The sequence below is a fragment of the Mycobacterium bulgaricum genome (genome assembly GCF_041287165.2).
Classification (GTDB): Bacteria; Actinomycetota; Actinomycetes; order Mycobacteriales; family Mycobacteriaceae; genus Mycobacterium; species Mycobacterium bulgaricum.
Map to the genome: position 1 here is coordinate 34,382 of NZ_JBGGKV020000017.1, position 18,335 is coordinate 52,716.

The following is an 18,335-nucleotide window of genomic DNA, read 5'->3' on the forward strand; positions in this document are numbered from 1 at the left end:
AATGCTTTCGACTGTATTGAATGTTACGCTCGTGGAGTGACGGACGAACGGACGCGGTCTGGGCGCGGTGAACCGACGCTCACCGTCGCCCTGGAACAGATCGACGTCTCTGTCGGTGCTGTCGACCTGAACCGCGAGACCGCACTGAACCGAACCCGCGCCGCGTTCACGGCCGGCGCCGATCTGGTCGTTCTCCCTGAACTCGCGATCAGCGGATATGTGGTCGACCCCGGTCTCGCCCGCGAGGTCGCCGAACCCGTCGACGGACCCACCGCCGCCGAATTCATCGCTGTGGCGCGCGAGTTCGATTCCCTGGTGGCCTACGGGTTCTGTGAGCTGGCCGGCGACGATCTGTTCAACACTGTTGTAGTCGTCGATGGCTCTGGGCCCGTGCTGCACTACCGCAAACTGCATCTGTTCGACCTGGAGAAAACCGCATATGCACCAGGGGATCTCGGCCTTCCGGTCGCTGACACGGCCGTCGGCCGGATCGGTGTCTGCATCTGCTACGACCTGAGGTTCGTCGAGGTGCTGCGGGCCATGTCGCTGCGCGGCGCCGAGCTGGTCCTCGCGCCCGCTGCGTGGGTCGGCGGTTTCGACCGCACGGTGCCTGCCACCGGCAGCACCCGGCACGTCGATTCTGTTCTCGCACAAGCCAACCTGGATCAGGTGGCCGTCGTCGCGGTGTCGCAGGTCGCCGGTGCGGCACGGGGCGGCCCCGCGACGCTCGGGGGATCGGTGGCCTGCGACGCCTACGGTGAACTGCTGGCCGGTCCGCTGTCGCGCACGGCCGCCGATTGCGCACTGATCGAGGTCGATCTGGACGCGGTGCGCGCCTCGCGTGTACGCGGCGAACGGATACGGCCGCGTGAGGACCGGCGTACCGATGTCTACGCCTTGACCTATGGAGGAGATGCCTGGTGAAACCGCGGTCCTTCGACTACCACGCACCCGCCACCCTGCCGGAAGCGCTGGCCCTGCTGGCCGCCGACCCCGACGACAGCAAGGTGCTGGCGGGCGGCCAGAGTCTCGTTCCGATGATGAACTTCCGCCTCGCGAGCCCGGCGCAACTCGTCGACATCAACCGCATCCCGGGGCTGACCGGTATCCAGACCGTTAGCGACCGCGTCGTCATCGGAACCAGGACCCGACACATCCAGGTGCAGAACAACTCGGTGCCGGGGCCCCTGGGTTCCCTGCTGCGAAAAGCGGCTGCCTACGTGGGGCATCTACCGATCCGGACCCGCGGCACCTTCGGCGGCTCGATCGCCCACTGCGATGCGGCGTCGGAGTGGTGTCTGGTCGCATCGTTGCTCGACGCCGAGATGACCGCGGTGAGCCAGGCCCGCGGCGAGAGGACGATCGCCGGAGCGGACTTCTTCCGATCCATCTTCACGACCGCGCTGGAGCCCGACGAGATCCTGCTGAGGGTCTCCTTGCCTGCGCTCGACGACACCTGGCACGCGGGCATAGCGGAATTCGCTAGACGCGCAGGAGATTTCGGCATCGTCACCACCACCGCCGCGATCAGCGTCGTGGACGGCACCGTCCGTGAGGCGCGGGTCAGCCTCGGTGGTGTCAGCGAGGTGCCGTTCCGTAGTGCGGCCGCCGAGCAGGCCCTGGTGGGCGAGGAGCTGTCCGACGACCTGCTGGTGGCCGCTGCCGAGGCGGCCGCCGACGAGGTCGACCCGCCCACCGACACCCACGGTGACTCGGCGTACCGCCGGGACCTCGTGCGTGCCCTCCTTCCGCGGGCACTGGGCAGGGCGACGACGGTCGGGGCCTGATGTCCGTCGCACCGAGTGAACCCACCACCTGGACCGGGCGCGCGCTGCCCCGGCTCGAAGACCCCGCCATCGTCCGGGGCTGGGGCAATTACGTCGCCGACATCGCCTCCCGCAATGCGGCGTGTTCGCACGTGCGGTTCATCCGCAGCACGGTGGCATCCGGACGGATCGTGTCCGTCAGCGCGCCGGCGGGTGTCACCGTGTTCACCGCGAGTGATCTGGAGGCCGTGCAACCCATCCGCGCGGCACTGCACCGGCCCGACTTCGTCGAGGTGGGCACGCCCATTCTCGCGACCGGCGTGGTGCGGTTCGTCGGCGATCCGATCGCGTTCGTGGTCGCCGACACCGAGGCCGCCGCGGAGGACGCCGCCGAGCTCGTCGACGTCGAGATCGAACCGCTGCCCGCGGTTCTCTCCGCCGTGTCGGCGCTGTCCGACGGCTCGCCGCTCGTGCACGACTGCGTCCCCGCCGACCACCAGAACGCGCCCAACACGATGGTCGACGGCCGCATCACGACCCCGGGGGCGCAGGACGCCTTCGCGTCGGCCGATGCGATCGTCTCGGTGCGGGTCAGCTCGGGACGTCAGAGCGCGATGCCTCTGGAGGCCAGGGCCGCCCACGCCGCGTATGACCGGACCAGCGGACGCACCACCTTGCACGCCACGTTGCAGATGCCTCACGTCACCCGCACCGGCATCGCCGATTGCCTAGGGATCGCCGAGGACCGCCTGCGCGTCGTGGCGCCCGACGTCGGCGGCGGCTTCGGGGCGAAGATGACGCTGGCCAGAGAGGACGTCGCACTCGTCTGGGCGTCCCGTCACCTGCGTCGCGACCTTGCCTGGATAGAGACCAGGGAAGAGAACTTCATGGCCGCCTGGCACAGCCGCGAGCAGGTCTACGACATCGAAGGCGCCTTCACGGCCGAGGGTGAATTGCTGGCTCTGCGTGGAGATTTGATCTGCGACGTCGGCGCATACTGCTGTTATCCGGTCACGTGGGCGGTGGAGCCGCTGATGGCGCTCGCCGAGCTTCCCGGGCCCTACAAGGTGTCGGAGTACGACGTCCGCTCGCGGGCGGTCGCCACGAACAAGTGCCCGATAGCCCCGTATCGCGGCGTGTCCAGACCCATGCAGGTGTTGGCGATGGAACGGCTCATGGACCGTGCCGCCGACCAGCTCGGGCTGGACAAGGTCGCGATCCGCGACAGGAACCTCGTCTCGGAATTCCCGCACCGTGCGCCGACAGGCTTGGTGCTCGATCTGGCATCGCACCGCGAAACACTCTCGGCGGCAGCCCAACTCGCCGACCTGGACGGCTTTGCGGTGCGCCAGGCCGAGGCCCTCAAGCAGGGGCGTTACCTCGGCATCGGATTCTCTTGCTTCGCAGAGCGCACCGGCTACGGCACCCCGGCCTTCGCGGCACGGTCGCGTCCGTTCGCGCTCGAGCCCACGACGCAGGCCCCCGTCATCACACCAGGCTTCGAACGCGTCGTCCTCACGATGGACCCGTCGGGCGGACTGACGCTGCGCATCGGGGCCTCGCCCCATGGGCAGGGTCTGAAAACGACACTGGCGCAGGTGGTCTGCGACGAGCTCGGCATGCGTCCCGACCAGGTCCGGGTGATCTCCAGCGACACCGACGCCACCCCGTACGGATGGGGCAGCTACGCCAGCCGGGCGATGGTCATCGCGGGTGGCGCGTCCCTGCTGGCCGCCAAGGATCTTGCCGAGCGGATCCGCGGCCTGGCCGCCGACCGGCTCGGCGGGCTGCCCGACGACATCGTCCTCGACGGCGGCAAGGCCAGGCTGCAGGGCGGGGATGAAGCCGTCGACCTCGCGGTGATCGCCCGCGACACATACCATTCCAGCCACCTGATCCCGGACAAGGGCGAACCTGCGCTGGAGAGCGTAGGGACCTATGACCCGTCGGGAACGTTTGCCAACGCGTGCCATGTCGCAGAAGTCGAGGTGGACCCGCTGACCGGACGGGTGGAGATCACCCGATTCCTCGTCGCCGAGGACGCGGGGAAGCTGATCAACCCGGCGATCGTCGACGGCCAGATCCACGGCGGTGTCGTGCAGGGAATCGCAAATGCGTTGTTCGAGGAACTCATCTACGACGACCGGGGCGTCCTCGTGACCACATCGCTGATGGACTTCCTGCCTCCGACCGTCGCCGAGGTGCCCGACATCGAGATCGCCCACATCTACACCATGTCGCCCGCGTCGCTCACCGGCGCCAAGGGCGTCGGCGAGGGCGGGACCATCGGGGCGCCCGCCGCGATCGCCAACGCCATCAGCGATGCGCTGAGCCCGCTCGGCGTCGGGGTGTTCCACCTTCCGGCGACGCCCCACCGGATCCGCTCGGCGATCCGTGAGGGCCGCGACATCTCACCGGCCCCACATCCCTCGGATTTCGTCCACCGGCAGGAGATTCCCCGATGACCTCACTTCGCCTCTATGTCAACGGCGACCGTTACGACATCGATGTCGAACCGCGGCGCACGTTGGCCGATGCGCTGCGCGACGACTGCGGGCTGACCGGAACGCATCTGGGTTGCGAACACGGCGTGTGCGGGGCCTGCACCGTCCTGCTGGACGGTCAGCCGATCCGGGCCTGCCTGATGTTCGCGGTCCAGGCCGAAGGGGCGTCCATCCGCACCGTGGAGGGCCTAGCCCCCGACGACACCACGCTGCATCCCGTGCAGCAGGCCTTCTGGGACAACCACGGATTGCAGTGCGGTTTCTGCACACCCGGGTTCCTGACCTTGATCGCGGGCTACCTCGAGGAGCATCCCGACGCCGAGGAGGACGAGCTGCGCGAGATGCTGTCCTCCAACCTGTGCCGCTGCACCGGTTACCAGAACATCCTCAAGTCCACGCTGTGCGCCCAGCGCGTCATGCGTGGCGACGAACCGGAACCCGGATCGACCCCTGCCGAGATCACGACATGATCGGTGCCCGCGCCAGGCGCATCGAAGACCCGGTGCTGCTCCGCGGAGCGGGCCGATTCGCCGCGGACACGACACACGCCGGCGAACTGCACATGCGGGTGGTCCGGTCGCCCATCGCCCACGGGCGGGTGGTGTCGGTGGACGTGTCGGCGGCACTGCTGCTCGACGGGGTCGTGGCGGCATGGGCCTACGACGACATCGCCACCCTGCCCGCCATCGCGTTCCGGCTCACCCCCCGCGATGAATTGCTGCCCTACCGCCAGCCGGTGCTCGCCCGGCGCTTCGTGCGTTACGTGGGGGAGCCGGTCGCGGTCGTGTTCGCCACATCGGCCTACCTCGCAGAGGACGCCGCGGAACTCGTCGAGATCGAGATCGAGGCGCTCGATGCCCGGACCGACGCCGACCTCGACCCCATCGGATGGGTCGACGGCGAGCAGGCCACCTGGGCGGCCGGAACGGGAGAAGAGCTCCCTGCACAGGACTCCGAGGCAACGTGTTTCGTCGAGGAGTACGGCGACGTCGACTCCGCCTTCGCCTCGGCCGAGCAACTGGTCGCCACCGGTACGCACCGCATCGTCGAGATGGACGCCCGGATCGGGCGCCACACTGGCGTGCCGATGGAGTGTCGCGGGCTGGTGGCCCGGTTCGACGAGACCGAGCAGCTGCTGGTGGTCGACGGGGCCGCCAAGGTCCCGTTCTGGAACCGCGAGGCGATCGCCGCCATCGCGGGCCTCCCTCCGCATCAGGTGCTGGTCCGCGAGACCCATGTGGGCGGTGGATTCGGCCCGCGCGGCGAGCTCTACCCGGAGGACGTTCTCGTCACCATCGCCGCGATGCGCCTGAGACGCCCCGTGAAGTGGATCGAGGATCGCCAGGAGCACCTGGTGGCCACGAATCACTCACGCGGCCAACATCATCGGTTGCGAGCGCTCGTGCGAGTCTCGGATGGGTGGATCGAGGCCCTCGACGCCGACTTCATCCTCGACCAGGGCGCCTACGTGCGCACGCACGGTGCGACGGTGGCCTCGCTGACCGCCTCCATGTTGCCGGGGCCCTACGTGATCCCACACTTCCGGGCGACGGCGCATGTGCGCCTCACCAACAAGACCCCGGCGGGCACCTACCGGTCACCGGGCCGCTACGAGGGGACCTTCGCTCGGGAACGGCTCGTCGACAAGATCGCCAGGGAGCTTCATCTCGACCCCTCGGACATCCGCCGCACCAATTTCATCCCGGTCGAGAAGATGCCCTACGAGCGGCCGATCCAGGCGATGGGCACACATCTGGTCCACGACTCCGGTAACTACGAGCTGCTGCTGACCAAGGTGTCCGAGCGGTACGACTTCGCAAAGATACGTGTCGAGGTCGAGAACCGGCGCGCCGCAGGCGAACTCGTCGGATTCGGGTTCGGGTTCTTCGTCGAGAAGAGTGGCATCGGCCCGTTCGAGGGTGCGCGGGTATCGGTCGACGGGAGCGGGAAAGTCACGATCAGCTGCGGGGCGTCGTCGGTCGGGCAGGGCGTCGACACCGTGTTGGCGCAGGTCGTCGCCGAGCGACTGCAGATCCCGCATGATTCGATCCGAGTGGTGCGCGGCCGCACCGATCAGTTCGAATATGGGCGGGGCGCCTTCGCGACGAGGTTGGCCGTGATGGCGGGCTCGGCGGCCAAGCATGCCGCGGATGCGCTGGCGGAGAAGGCTCTTCGGGTAGGTGCGCACCAGTTCAAGGTCAGCACCGAGGAGGTGGCGATCCGCGATGGTGCGGTGGCCGTCGTGGCCGATCCGTCGCGCACCTTGACCCTGGGGGAGGTGGCACGGTTGCTCGAACCCGTCGGCGCCGGCGAGATGAAGGAGGATCCGGGTCTGTCTGCGGACGGCTGGTTCCGATCCGATCACATGACCTACCCCTACGGGCTGCACGCCGCTCTGGTGTCCATCGACCCGGGAACGGGCAACCTCCGCATCGAGCGCTTCATCGTCGGCTACGACGTGGGACGTGCGCTGAATCCGACTCTCGTCGAAGGGCAGATAGCCGGCGGGGTGGCGCAGGGCATCGGTGGCGCGGTCTATGAGGAGTTCCTGTACGGCGAGGACGGCACTCCGCAGTGCACCACGTTCATGGACTACCTGATTCCGACGGTGCTCGAGGTACCCGACGTCGAGACGCTGGTGACCGAGGATGCTCCCAGTCCGATCAATCCTCTGGGCGTCAAAGGGGCCGGCGAGGGTGGTACGACGGCAGTGGCCGCCGCGATCGCCTCGGCCGTCGACGATGCTCTTCGTATCCCGGATTCCATTGTCGCCGTACCGATCCGACCCGACCTCCTCCGCCGTCTGGTCAAATCAATTTCAGTGACATAGAATCTAGTTCAATACTGTTGAGTTAGCCGGAGCGGAGAAGAACCCATGCGCATTGTCGATCTGACCCACCCGTGGGGCCTCCACACTCCGGGTTGGGTGGGGTATCCGGGCAACAAGATGTACTACACCCAGAACCTACAGACCAATCAGATCGTCTCGCAGCGCATCGAGGCCTCCCTGCATTCCGGCACGCATCTCGACGGCCCGATGCACGGCACCGACGGCGGCCTCGACATGGCCTCGCTGCCCCTGGACTACCTGATCCATCCCGGCGTCATCGTCGACGTGTCCGACGCGGTCACCGACTGGGAACTCATCGAGCCCGAGCACATCACGTCCAAGGTCGAGGTCAAAAAGGGTGACATCCTGATCATCCACACCGGGTTCATCGACTACTACCAGGGCATGCCCAAGCAGGACCTGGTGCGGTACTTCACGATGCACCCCGGCGGCAGTGTGCGGCTGGCCCGCTGGATGGCGGAGATGGAAATCCGTTGGTGGGGAATCGATGCCGGCTCCGGCGACCACCCGATGAACACAACCATCCGCAACATGCGTCCCGATCTGCTGAAGAAGTTCGAGGAGCACGTCGGCATGACCTACACCGAGTTCTTCGGCGGCGAGTACGAATACACCCACCATCTGTCGGGTCGTGAGATCAAGTCCGACATCTTCCCGATGCATCACCTCGCGTTCCAGGACGGCTGCATCCACGCCGAGAACGTCGGCGGCGACCTCAAGACCGTGCTGAACCAGCGTGCGATCATCGGCGCCTTCCCGTGGAAGATCGAAGGCGGCGAGGCGTGTCCGTGCCGCATCATGGCGTTCTTCGACTGCGGCGAGGACGAGGTCATCGAAGGATTCGCGGGCTGACCGCACTCTCGGAGAGGAAGGCCCCGCTCATGGCCATGCAGTTGAAGAACCAGTTCGAGATCGACGCGGATCTGGACCAGACCTGGAACCTGCTCACCGATCTGGAACGGATCATGCCCTGCATGCCGGGGGCCGCCCTCGACGGCATCGAAGGCGACAACTACCTGGGCAACGTCAAGATCAAGGTCGGCCCCATCGGAGCTCATTTCCGAGGGACCGCCCGGTTCACGCAGAAGGACGATGCGACATATAGCGCGGTGATCGCCGCGGCGGGCAAAGATCCCAAGGGACAGGCCGCGGCCAACGCGCAGATCCACGCCCGGCTCGAAGCCGTGACACAGACGCGCACCCGCGTGCTGATCGACACCGACCTCGACATCAGCGGCCGCATGGCGCAATTCGGCCGCGGCGCCATCGCCGATGTGAGCAACCGGCTGATCGGTCAGTTCGTCACCAACATCTCCGGTCTGCTGGCGCAGCCGGCCGCGGGGTCGGGGGGTGCGCCTGCACCGGCAGCGGCCAACGGCGCCGCGCCCGCCTTCACGCCGGCGCCCGCCGAGGCAGGCTTGAACCCACTGGAGTTCCTGCTGCCCATGATCAAAGACCGCTACGGGCAGGCTCTGATCGGCGGCTTCCTCGGATTCGCGTTGAGCTGGTTGGTGTTCGGCCGCCGCGTCGAGCGCCGGCCGCGGTACCCCTACATGCCATACCCGTATCCTCCGGGGCCGCAGTGAGCCAACGGATCCCATCACTGAAACCCGGTGAGCTCACCGACGCACAGCGCGTCGTCTACGACGGGATCACCGGTGGCGACAGGCTCAAAGGCACCCAGCATTTTCCGGTGGTCGCAGCGGACGGCTCCCTCACCGGGCCGTTCGGGATCATGCTCCACGCACCGGGGGTCGGCGACATCCTGCAGCAGTTGGGTGCCGCGATCCGCTATCGCACGAGCCTGACGGCCCGGGTCCGTGAAATCGGCATCCTGCTTGTCGGTGCCGCAATGAGATCGGATTACGAGTGGTGGGCACATTCGCGGGTCGCGCGCGGCATCGGTTTCACCGACGACGAGCTGGACCAGTTGTCGCGCGGGGCTTTTCGCACGTCGGATCCGCTCGAACAGACCGCCGCCGATCTGTGCACGGCCCTGCTGGGCGGTGGACCGGTGGGCTCGGCGGAGTACGCCCGATATGCCGACATCCTCGGCACCGAGGCCATCATCGAGCTGACCACGCTCGTCGGGTATTACCGCACACTGGCGCAGCTGATGGCGGTGTTCGACACCGGCGTCCCCGAGTGACGGGGCCGATGTCACAGTCCGGTGGCGGTCTCTGACGCCACGCCTGGTACCTGGTACCGACCTCGGACGCCTCGAACGATGTGAAAGGAAACGAGCACATGGAAACCTGGGATGCCGTTCGCGCGCGCCGCAACATCCGGACCTACAAGCCCGAGGGAGTTGCCGACGACGATCTGCTGCGGATCGTCGAGGCGGGCTGGCGGTCGCCGTCGGCGAAGAACCGGCAGCCGTGGGATTTCGTGATCGTCACCGATCCTGTTCAGCTGCAGGAACTCTCGACGGTCTGGGCGGGCGCAAAGCACATCGCCTCAGCCCCCGCCGCCATCGCGATCGTCGCCCCCGAGCCGCCCGACGAGCGTCGCAAGGTCGTCGATCAGTACGACCTCGGGCAGGCGACCATGGCGATGGCGATCACTGCCGCCGATCTCGGCATCGGGACCGCGCACTCGTCGGTCGGCGAGCAGGACAGGGCGTGCGAGATCCTCGGCGTGCCCGCCGACCATTTCGTGGCCTATCTGCTCGGCGTCGGCTATCCGGCCGACCGGCCGTTGAAGCCGATCAGCAAGCCCGATCGCAGGCCTTTCGACGAGGTGGTCCACCGCGGGCGTTGGTGACCCTGCGCCCGAGGCCGCTGAGCGTCACCACCATCCCGTCGCGGCGGCGATCTGACGACCGAGCTCATCTGCCAGTGTGCGCATGTAGGTGGCGGACAGGTGGTGCGAGTCGTGGTAGACGAGGACGTTTCCCTCGGTCACCCGGCAGTCCGTGGCATCGCAGACCGCATCCGAGAGGTCGAGCGGATACAGCAGTCGGTACCCCGCCGCCGCGTCCAGCGTCGGGTTGGTCTCGGACAGCGCCCATGACCGCTGCACCCCACAGCTGACGGCATCCCCACCGCGCGACAGGCAGTCGGCCGGATCGGCGAGCCATCCGTTCTGGACCAGCCACGGGGTATCGCGCATGCCGAGCACGCTGATCTCGTTGCTGGACAACGTGTCCCAGATCCCCAGATAACCGTCGGGCACCACGTCGCCCGGGCCGTCGAGGTTGGGCCGGGTGGTCGTGGTGAACACGAAATCGGGGCGGTCGGCGACCAGCTTGGCCATCGCCTCCTGATTCCACTCATGGCACTGCGGATAGGGATTGTCCGAAAGCGCGATGGTCGGCACCATCTCCGTGGTCAGCGGACATCCCATCTTCAGGTACGTGACGACCCGGAATCCGTGTGCGAGGCCGAGCATGTCGAGCGCGGTGATCCAGTGCTCGGCGTGCGACCCTCCGGCCAACGCGATGGTGCGCTCGGCGTCGACGTCGCCGTAGACGCAGTTGATGAGTTCCGCGGTGACGAAGTCGCTGATGCATCCGTCTTTGGTCGTGGCCGGGATGTCGTCCCTGGCTTCGAGCACGGTCGGACGCATCGGTAGTTGCGGCACCCGGACGCCGCTCGTCAGAGCGCGGGCCCCCGGATAGTCGCCGGCGGGCAGCAATGCCAGCTCGTGGCCCTTGGCACGTTGCAGCACGACGTGTTCGCGCCAGCTGAAGGACGTCACCGCCAGCGACACCGCGAGCAGTACGACCGCCGACCCCAGCGCGAACCTCGGCATGGACACCGGAATCCGGACCCGCCCCGGCCGTCGTGGCGCTCCGAGGGGCAGACGTGCGTGGCGCAGCGGATTCTCGACGAAGCGGTGGGTGAGATAGGCGAGCAGCAGCGAGGCTGCGAGGACGCCGAATCCGTCGAGGATGCCGACCCGCGGAGCGCCGGTGTGCACCAGCCAGAAGATCAGCACCGGCCAGTGCCAGAGGTACAGCGAGTAGGCGAGGCCGCCCAGGGCCACGAGCGGACGCGCGGCAAGCAGTCGCAGCGGCGATGCGATGAGCAGGATCGTCGCCGCGACAGGCACCAGCGCCCACGGCCCGGGGAACAACCGCGCCCCGTCGATGAGCGCACCGCAGGACAGGATGGCCGCGAGACCGGTCACAGCGGCTACCGTGGCCAGCCAGGCGGGGAGCCGCACACGCGAGAGTGTCAGCGCGGCGAGCACACCGGCCAGCGGCTCCCATGCCCTGGCGAAGCTGTCGTAGTAGGCCGCGGCCTGATCCTGTCCGTGCGCGACGATGGCGTACCAGAACGACGCAACCGTCAGCGCGCCCAGCACCACACCGAGGGCGACCCTCAACCGGCCGCCCAGCACGGGCCGCAAGACCAGTGTGAGCACGGTGACAACGCCTAACAGCGCGACATAGAACTGGCCCTGCACGGACATCGACCACAGGTGCTGCAGCGGGCTGACAGCCTCCCCGGCGCGCGTGTAATCGGACGCGGTCCCGGCCAGGTACCAGTTCTGGTAATAGCCGAGGCTCGCCAGGCTCTGATCGGCGAACGACTCCCAACGCGTCTCGGGCTGCAGCGCGACGGTCAGCAGCGCGGCCGCCCCGAGCACGACGACCATGGCGGGCAGCAGCCGCCGGACCAGCCGCAGCAGCAGCGGCAGCGGCGACAGTGCCGCGCCGGGCGTCAGCACGCGATTGAGGACCATCGCCCCGAAGAAATATCCCGACAGCACGAGGAAGACGTCGACGCCGCCCGAGACCCGGCCGAACCAGATGTGGAACACCGCGACCAGTGCGATCGCCAGACCGCGGAGACCGTCGAGGTCGTCACGGCGCGCGTTGGGGGCCGCTGCCGCCGCTGGATGCAACCCGCCGGACACCTTCACCGCCTTTTGACCACCGCATTCCGCGCCTCCGGGTGGGGACACCGGCCGGCGTTTGCCGAGAATTTACCCAACGCTGCGTCACGACGGCCAATTGTGAGGCCCGGCAGCACCGGGCGGAGGCAGCGCCGCATGGAGCCCCACCTCCTGCGCCTTGACGACGAAATGAACCGGGCGGCCCGGCGCGAGATCGAGATCGGCGACGGCGGCGGGTGTGACGTCGGCCGCGAGCCCCGTGCCGCCGTCAGGTTGATCGGTGCCGCGGACGCGCACCACGGCGCCGCGCATGTCGAGCTCACCGATGGTCACAGGAATGACATTGCGCGGGCTGCCGTGCGGTGTGTCCAGATGCACGGCCACCGCGCTCGGGGGAAACACCGCGATCGCCTGCGCACCCGGCGCGAGGTCACCCGTGCCGAAGATGTCGGCGCCCCAGGCAGTCCGGATGACGCCGGGCGCGGTCGCGACGCCCGGGATGAGATTGACCCCCGCGATACGGGCGGCGAAGGCGCTGCGCGGCGCCGTCAACACGTCCCGCGCCGGGCCGCGTTCGACGACCCGGCCGCCGTCGATGACGACCACGGTGTCGGCGATGGCCAGCGCGTCCAGCACGTCGTGGGTGACGATGATCGCCGTGCGGCCCTGGCCGCGCAAGACGTCGCGCAGCAGGCGCCGCAATGCGGGAGCGGCGGTGACATCGAGTGCTGCCATGGGCTCGTCGAGCAGCAGCACACGCGGCTCGGCCGCCAGCGCGCGGGCCACGGCTACCCGCTGGGCCTGCCCGCCCGACAGCTGGGCGGGTCTGCGGTCGGCGAGGTGGGTTGCATCGACAGCATCCAGCCACCGGCGCGCGGTGGCGCGGGAGTCGCTGCGCGACTGGCCTTTACATCGCGGCGCATAGCCGACGTTCGCCGTGACGGACATGTGGGGGAACAACATCGCCTGCTGGCTCAGCATCGCCACCCCGCGGGCGTGCGCAGGAACGAACGTCCCCGAGAAGGTGTCGGTGGCGACCGTGTCGCCGAGTTCGACCCGCCCTTCGTCGGGGCGCAGCAGACCGGCCACGATCGACAACAGGGTGGACTTTCCGGCGCCGTTCGGTCCCAGCACGGCAAGCACCTCGCCGTCGCCGACGCTGACGTCGAGGTCGACGGCGCGCTCAGCGAGCCTGGCCCGGACACGGACGGTGCTCACAACGGTCCCGCCAGGCGTCTGGTCGCCGATGCGACGACGACCAGCGCCGCAACCACGATCAGCAACAACGACAGTGCAACGGCTGCATCCGCGTCGCTTTCGCGCTGTAGATAGATTTCCAGCGGCAGGGTTCGGGTGACGCCTTCCAAGGACCCCGCGAACGTCAGCGTGGCACCGAACTCGCCGAGCGACCGCGCGAACGCGAGCACTGCGCCCGAGATGAGGCCCGGCAGTACCAGCGGCAGCGTGATGGTTCGCATCACGGTCGTCGGTCGGGCGCCCAGAGTCGCTGCGATGTGCTCGTATCCGGCCCCGGCGGAACGCAACGCACCTTCCAGGCTCACCACCAGGAAGGGCAGCGACACAAAGGATTGCGCGAGCACCACCGCGGTCGTGGAGAACGCGATCCGGACCCCGAGAACATCGAGTTGATGCCCGAGCAGTCCCTGCCTGCCGAACGTGTACAGCAGGGCGATGCCGCCGACCACCGGTGGCAGTACCAGCGGAAGGAGGACCAGGGCGCGCAGCACCGATCGGCCGGGAAAATCCCCGCGCGCGAGCACCAGGGCCATCGGCACGCCGAGCAGCACGCATACCGCGGTGCTGGCCGCCGCCGTCTGCAGACTCAGAAGCAGTGCCGCACGGGATGATTCGGAGGTGATCAGCGGGATGAAACGGGCCCAGTCGATGCTGAGCAGGATCGCGATCAGCGGAGTGATCACGAACAATGCGCCCACCGCGGCAGGTGCGTAGATCCAGGCCGGTATCCCGACCTGGATCCGTCCGGCCGCCCGGGTCACGGCGCGGCGAAGCCCGCTGCCGACAGTACGTCTCGACCTCGCGGACCCGTGACCAGCTCGATGAACTTCTGCGCGGCCGCGGGGTCGGCCGACGCGTTCAGCGCGGTGATCGGGTAGGTGTTGACCGCCGAGACCGATTCGGGGAACGGGACCGTCGTGACCTTGTCGCCCGCACCGGCCGCGTCGGTGACGTAGACCAGGCCGGCATCGGCTTGACCCGAGGTGACTTTGCCGAGGACATCGGTGACGGCGGATTCCTCGCTCACCGGCGCCAGCGTCACACCGGTGACTTCCTCGACCTTCTCGGTCGCCGAACCACACGGAACCTGCGGTGCGCAGACCACCACCTGGGTGCCCGGCCGGGCCAGATCGGCGAAAGACGCTATGCGCGCGGGGTTTCCGGGTGGTGTCACGATCGTCAGGGTATTCGTGGCGAAGGCGACGGGGGCCCCGGACACGAGGCCGGCGTCGATCGCTCTGGTCATGTTGGCACTGTCGGCGGAGGCGAACACGTCAGCCGGAGCGCCCTGAGAGAGCTGGGCAACGAGGTCAGAGGATCCCGCGAAGTTGAAGGTCACGGTCGTGCCGGGGTTGTCGTCCTCGAATCGGGCGCCGAGTTCGGTGAATGTGGACTTCAGTGAGGCTGCGGCGAACACCGTCAGGTCACCGGCGGCGGTGCTCGACTCTGATTGAGACGGTGAGCAGCCCGCTATCAACGAGGCGATGCCCATGGCCGCGGCGATGCGCTTCATGACTGGCCTGCCGGCGTTTCGATGATGACCGTCGTCGCCTTGACCACAGCGACGGCGACGACGCCCGGTTCGAGCCCGAGCTGGCGGGCCGACGCGGTGCTCATCAGCGACACCACGGTGAACGGGCCGCACTGCATCTGCACTTCGCTCATCACCTTGTCGGCGGTCACCTGGGTGACCAGACCCACCAGCCGGTTGCGGGCCGAACTGCCCCCGCCCAGCGGGTCAGGCGGCGGTGTCGCGTGGTCACGGGCGAACTCGGCGAGCGTCTTGCCGTCGACCACCATCCGCCCGGAGTCGTCTCTGGAGGCGGCGAGGCTGCCACTGTCGATCCAGCGTCGCACGGTGTCATCGCTGACGCCGAGCAGGATCGCTGCGTCCCTGATCCGGATGGCGGGCACCGGGTGCTCCTTCGGGTAGCATTCCGCACCTGCGGATCCGATTTGCCAATCAAACCATGTCAGCGGGCACCAGAGTCATCTGGGACCGAATTCGCGGAAATCGGCCTTGTCGCGCCCGCGGCGTTCATCTTCGATCTGCCTGCGAAGGCGTCCGGCGAGCGGCATGGTGCTCAGCGTGACCGTCATCGCCGTGACCATGATGTCTTCCAGCGAAGGGGTGCCTGTCGGGGGCGACCACGCCGGCCGCCCGTGGCGAACCGGCAAAGAACCGCGCGGGTGTGCTGAGATGAGTCCAGAAGTGGGTTCACGACCGCTAGTGAGGCACGAACATGGCTGACGAAATCGATAACTCCACGTTTGCGCCCGCGCGCAGCGAGGTCACTGTCCGCAAGGACATCGTCGACGGGGCGGTCATCCTGTCGGTGTTCGACGTCATCGACGCGGCGACGGCGGACGAGGTGAGTGCCGCGGTCGACGACGCGTTGGCCGGATCGCCGCAGGCGCTCGTCATCGACCTCACCGGAGTCACTTTCCTCGCCTCGGTCGGAATGACCATCCTGATCAAAGCGCGAGAGGACGTAGGCGCCGGCTTCGCCGTGGTCGCCGAGGGCAATGCGACGCGCAGACCGTTGATGCTCGTCGGCCTGGATTCGGAAATGACGCTGTGCCGGACCCGTGACGAGGCGCTGCGAGCCGTACAGCGCTGATCATTCGACGTCATCGAGCACCGAGAACGGCTCGGTCGGGTCCTCGACGACCACCAGCTGAGCAGCTGATTCCGACGGAACGACATTGCGGGACAACGCCTGGAGCGCGCGGTCGGTGCCGACGTCGTGGCCGGCATGCTCGGACAGCAGCCACCGCACCTCCAACAGGTCGCAATACGCCTGGATCGGTGTTCCCGTCGCACCCACCGCAGCGTGCGCGCGGTGCATCGTCGGAGTGGCGACTTCCATCACCCAGAGCTGGGCGGCGGTTCTGTCGTCGACATCGTGTCCGGCCTCGCGGCACAACTGTGCTCGATAGGCGTGTAGATCACCGAGCAGGATGCGGGCCTGACCCTCACCCACGTCGAGGCCGGTCAGCGTGCGTAGCTGCGTCGCGTGGTAGCGACGGTCGCCGACCGCGACGTGCAGGCGCAACTCGTCCGCGCCGGCACGAACCGGCTGCAGCGAGACCTCATCGACGGCGAAGCCCAGTTCGTTCAGCTTGCGGATGGTTCCTTCGACGCGGTAGCGGTCGGCGAACCCGAACGTGGGCTTCGAATGCAGCAGTTCCCAGAGCCCCTCGTAGCGTCTGCGAATGCCGAGTGCTTCATCGATGAAACCTGGTTCCAGATCCGGTCTTTCGAGTTTGGCCGCGAGATCGAGCAACCCCGCGGCGACGTTCTCCACCGTGATGTCGATGTCGTGGGTGCGCTGCCCGTCGGAAAGGCCGGGGTGGATCTCACTGGTCTCCGCGTCGACGAGGAACGCCTGCAGCACCTGGCCGTCCCGCGAGAAGAGGGTATTGGCCAGCGAGCAGTCGCCCCAGAACACTCCGTGCCGGTGTAGTTCCACGAGCAGCGTGGCCATCGCGTCGAACAGCCGTGCGCGATGCTTCGGCGCATCGGGTGGTAGCCGCATGAACAGCCGTCGGTACTGCCACGATCCCACCAGGTAACGCGTCAGCAGAATTGCGGTGTCGAAGTCGGGCTGGTTCACCAGGCCCGCGGGCCGGACCGCGTTGAGGCTCAATTCCTCCAGCCGACTCAGTGCGTCGTATTCGCGCGCGGCGATACGCGGTGGCAGCTCCTTGAGTGCCCACAGCTCGCCGTCGGATTCGACGAACCGCACCAGATGCCTACTCGGGCCCACCGGCATGTCGCGCAGCCGGACCTCAGGTGCTGCCCATTCGGCGAGCGGCCGATCCCACGGCAGCACCAGAAGCCCCGGGCACGGAGCCCGTAGCCGCAACTCCGGAGCGGCCATGGTTGACCTGACGATGCCGGGTGAGCGTCAGCTAGCCGGCGGCAGCCGCATGGCGCCCCTGCGACGTCGCGGCACGGGTCAGGTTGTCACCCGAGTGCGGGTCGAACAGATGCAGCCGCTCGGCATCCAGCCACAGGGTGGCCTTGTCGCCGGACCGAACGCGGCTGAGTGGGTCGAGCTCCACACAGATCTGTGTACGCAGTTGCTCGCTGTCGAGGTCATTGGCGAGCTCGGCGAGCTGGCCCGCGATCTCCGAGGATGCCTCGAAGGGCACGAACGCATACTGCTCGTTGCCCAGCCATTCGGTGACGTCGATGGTGACATCGAAAGTCACTCCGCGCGAACGCTTCTCCTGATCGACGAACTCGGCGTCCTCGAAGGCGCCGGGGCGGATACCCGCGATGTAGATCTTTCCGTCCTCCACGGCGCCGCGCCATTCGTCGCGCAGCGGGACCTTCACGAACGGCAACTCGATCTGGTCGCCGCGCACCTGGGCAGGCACGAAATTCATCGGCGGAGAGCCGATAAAGCCGGCGACGAACAGGTTCACCGGCTGGTCATAGAGCTCACGTGGGCTCGCGACCTGTTGCAGCACACCCTTTTTCAGCACAGCGACGCGGTCACCGAGCGTCATCGCCTCGGTCTGGTCGTGGGTGACGTATACCGTCGTCACCCCGAGTTTGCGCTGCAGGCGCAGGATTTCGGTGCGCATCTGGCCGCGCAGCTTGGCATCCAGGTTGGACAGCGGCTCGTCGAACAGGAACGCGTCGGCCTCGCGCACGATCGCACGGCCCATGGCCACCCGCTGGCGCTGACCACCGGACAGGTTGGCCGGCTTGCGGTCGAGGTGCTCGCCGAGCTCCAGTGTCTTGGCGGCCTCGTTGACCCTCGTGCGGATCTCCTCGTCGGAGAGCTTGCCCGACAGCCGGAGCGGAAAGGCGATGTTCTCGAACACCGACAGGTGGGGGTACAGGGCGTAGTTCTGGAACACCATCGCGAGGTTGCGGTCGCGCGGCGCCTTGTCGTTGACCCGCTTGTCGCCAATGACCATGTCGCCGGAGGTGATGTCCTCGAGGCCGACGATCATCCGCAGCAGCGTCGACTTACCGCAGCCCGACGGTCCGACGAGGATCATGAACTCGCCGTCGGCGATGTCGAGGCTGACGTCGTTGACGGCCGGGTAACCGTCGCCGTACTTCTTGACGATGTTGCTCATGGTGATTGCTGCCAT

Annotated in this window: 17 protein-coding genes; 10 read left to right on the forward strand and 7 right to left on the reverse strand. The window is 67.7% G+C overall.

What is annotated here, in order from left to right:
• The first annotated feature begins 36 nt into the window (after nt 1-36).
• The 9 genes from ACAG24_RS27290 to ACAG24_RS27330 all read left to right on the forward strand — a co-directional run bounded on the left by ACAG24_RS27290 (nt 37) and on the right by ACAG24_RS27330 (nt 9,884).
• Nucleotides 37-924 (forward strand): nitrilase-related carbon-nitrogen hydrolase, encoded by an 888-nt coding sequence (locus ACAG24_RS27290; RefSeq protein WP_370475853.1) that lies wholly within the window; start codon nt 37-39, stop codon nt 922-924.
• On the forward strand, nt 921-1,787 hold the full coding sequence (locus ACAG24_RS27295; protein WP_370475854.1) for an FAD binding domain-containing protein: 867 nt from the start codon (nt 921-923) through the stop codon (nt 1,785-1,787). The genes ACAG24_RS27290 and ACAG24_RS27295 overlap by 4 nt, the downstream gene beginning before the upstream one ends.
• Nucleotides 1,787-4,231: a xanthine dehydrogenase family protein molybdopterin-binding subunit gene (locus tag ACAG24_RS27300; RefSeq protein WP_370475855.1), complete on the forward strand. Its 2,445-nt coding sequence runs from the start codon at nt 1,787-1,789 to the stop codon at nt 4,229-4,231. Before ACAG24_RS27295 ends, ACAG24_RS27300 begins: the two co-directional genes overlap by 1 nt.
• Nucleotides 4,228-4,740, forward strand: a complete 513-nt coding sequence (locus tag ACAG24_RS27305; protein WP_370475856.1) for a (2Fe-2S)-binding protein — start codon at nt 4,228-4,230, stop codon at nt 4,738-4,740. The genes ACAG24_RS27300 and ACAG24_RS27305 overlap by 4 nt, the downstream gene beginning before the upstream one ends.
• Nucleotides 4,737-7,100 (forward strand): xanthine dehydrogenase family protein molybdopterin-binding subunit, encoded by a 2,364-nt coding sequence (locus ACAG24_RS27310; RefSeq protein WP_370475857.1) that lies wholly within the window; start codon nt 4,737-4,739, stop codon nt 7,098-7,100. The genes ACAG24_RS27305 and ACAG24_RS27310 overlap by 4 nt, the downstream gene beginning before the upstream one ends.
• A 45-nt stretch (nt 7,101-7,145) precedes the next feature.
• Nucleotides 7,146-7,973, forward strand: coding sequence for a cyclase family protein (locus ACAG24_RS27315; protein ID WP_370475858.1), 828 nt, complete (start codon nt 7,146-7,148; stop codon nt 7,971-7,973).
• A gap of 29 nt (nt 7,974-8,002) precedes the next feature.
• The gene (locus ACAG24_RS27320; protein WP_370475859.1) at nt 8,003-8,707 is read left to right on the forward strand and encodes an SRPBCC family protein; all 705 of its coding nucleotides are present in this window, start codon (nt 8,003-8,005) and stop codon (nt 8,705-8,707) included.
• A complete protein-coding gene (locus ACAG24_RS27325) occupies nt 8,704-9,270 on the forward strand; it encodes a carboxymuconolactone decarboxylase family protein (protein WP_370475860.1) in 567 nt (188 codons plus the stop codon). The genes ACAG24_RS27320 and ACAG24_RS27325 overlap by 4 nt, the downstream gene beginning before the upstream one ends.
• Nucleotides 9,271-9,368: 98 nt before the next feature.
• The gene (locus ACAG24_RS27330) at nt 9,369-9,884 is read left to right on the forward strand and encodes a nitroreductase family protein (RefSeq protein ID WP_370475861.1); all 516 of its coding nucleotides are present in this window, start codon (nt 9,369-9,371) and stop codon (nt 9,882-9,884) included.
• A 24-nt stretch (nt 9,885-9,908) separates the two neighbouring features.
• Here ACAG24_RS27330 and ACAG24_RS27335 read toward each other — a convergent pair whose 3' ends face one another.
• The 5 genes from ACAG24_RS27335 to ACAG24_RS27355 form a co-directional block, all read right to left on the reverse strand.
• Nucleotides 9,909-11,990 carry an acyltransferase family protein gene (locus ACAG24_RS27335; RefSeq protein WP_370475883.1) on the reverse strand — a complete coding sequence of 694 codons (2,082 nt, stop codon included), beginning with the start codon at nt 11,988-11,990 and terminating at the stop codon, nt 9,909-9,911.
• 78 nt (nt 11,991-12,068) lie between these two features.
• The gene (locus tag ACAG24_RS27340; RefSeq protein WP_370475862.1) at nt 12,069-13,181 is read right to left on the reverse strand and encodes a sulfate/molybdate ABC transporter ATP-binding protein; all 1,113 of its coding nucleotides are present in this window, start codon (nt 13,179-13,181) and stop codon (nt 12,069-12,071) included.
• On the reverse strand, nt 13,178-13,981 hold the full coding sequence (locus ACAG24_RS27345) for an ABC transporter permease (protein ID WP_370475863.1): 804 nt from the start codon (nt 13,979-13,981) through the stop codon (nt 13,178-13,180). Before ACAG24_RS27345 ends, ACAG24_RS27340 begins: the two co-directional genes overlap by 4 nt.
• The gene (gene modA / locus ACAG24_RS27350) at nt 13,978-14,733 is read right to left on the reverse strand and encodes a molybdate ABC transporter substrate-binding protein (RefSeq protein ID WP_370475864.1); all 756 of its coding nucleotides are present in this window, start codon (nt 14,731-14,733) and stop codon (nt 13,978-13,980) included. Before modA ends, ACAG24_RS27345 begins: the two co-directional genes overlap by 4 nt.
• A complete protein-coding gene (locus ACAG24_RS27355; RefSeq protein WP_370475865.1) occupies nt 14,730-15,134 on the reverse strand; it encodes a TOBE domain-containing protein in 405 nt (134 codons plus the stop codon). The genes modA and ACAG24_RS27355 overlap by 4 nt, the downstream gene beginning before the upstream one ends.
• Nucleotides 15,135-15,463: 329 nt before the next feature.
• Here ACAG24_RS27355 and ACAG24_RS27360 point away from each other — a divergent pair, with 329 nt between their 5' ends.
• Complete coding sequence (locus ACAG24_RS27360; protein WP_370475866.1) at nt 15,464-15,841, forward strand: STAS domain-containing protein; 378 nt, start codon at nt 15,464-15,466, stop codon at nt 15,839-15,841.
• Here ACAG24_RS27360 and ACAG24_RS27365 read toward each other — a convergent pair whose 3' ends face one another.
• On the reverse strand, nt 15,842-17,104 hold the full coding sequence (locus tag ACAG24_RS27365) for a DUF4032 domain-containing protein (protein ID WP_370475867.1): 1,263 nt from the start codon (nt 17,102-17,104) through the stop codon (nt 15,842-15,844).
• A 31-nt stretch (nt 17,105-17,135) separates the two neighbouring features.
• Entirely contained in the window at nt 17,136-18,335 is a 1,200-nt protein-coding gene (locus tag ACAG24_RS27370; RefSeq protein WP_370475868.1) for an ABC transporter ATP-binding protein, read from the reverse strand.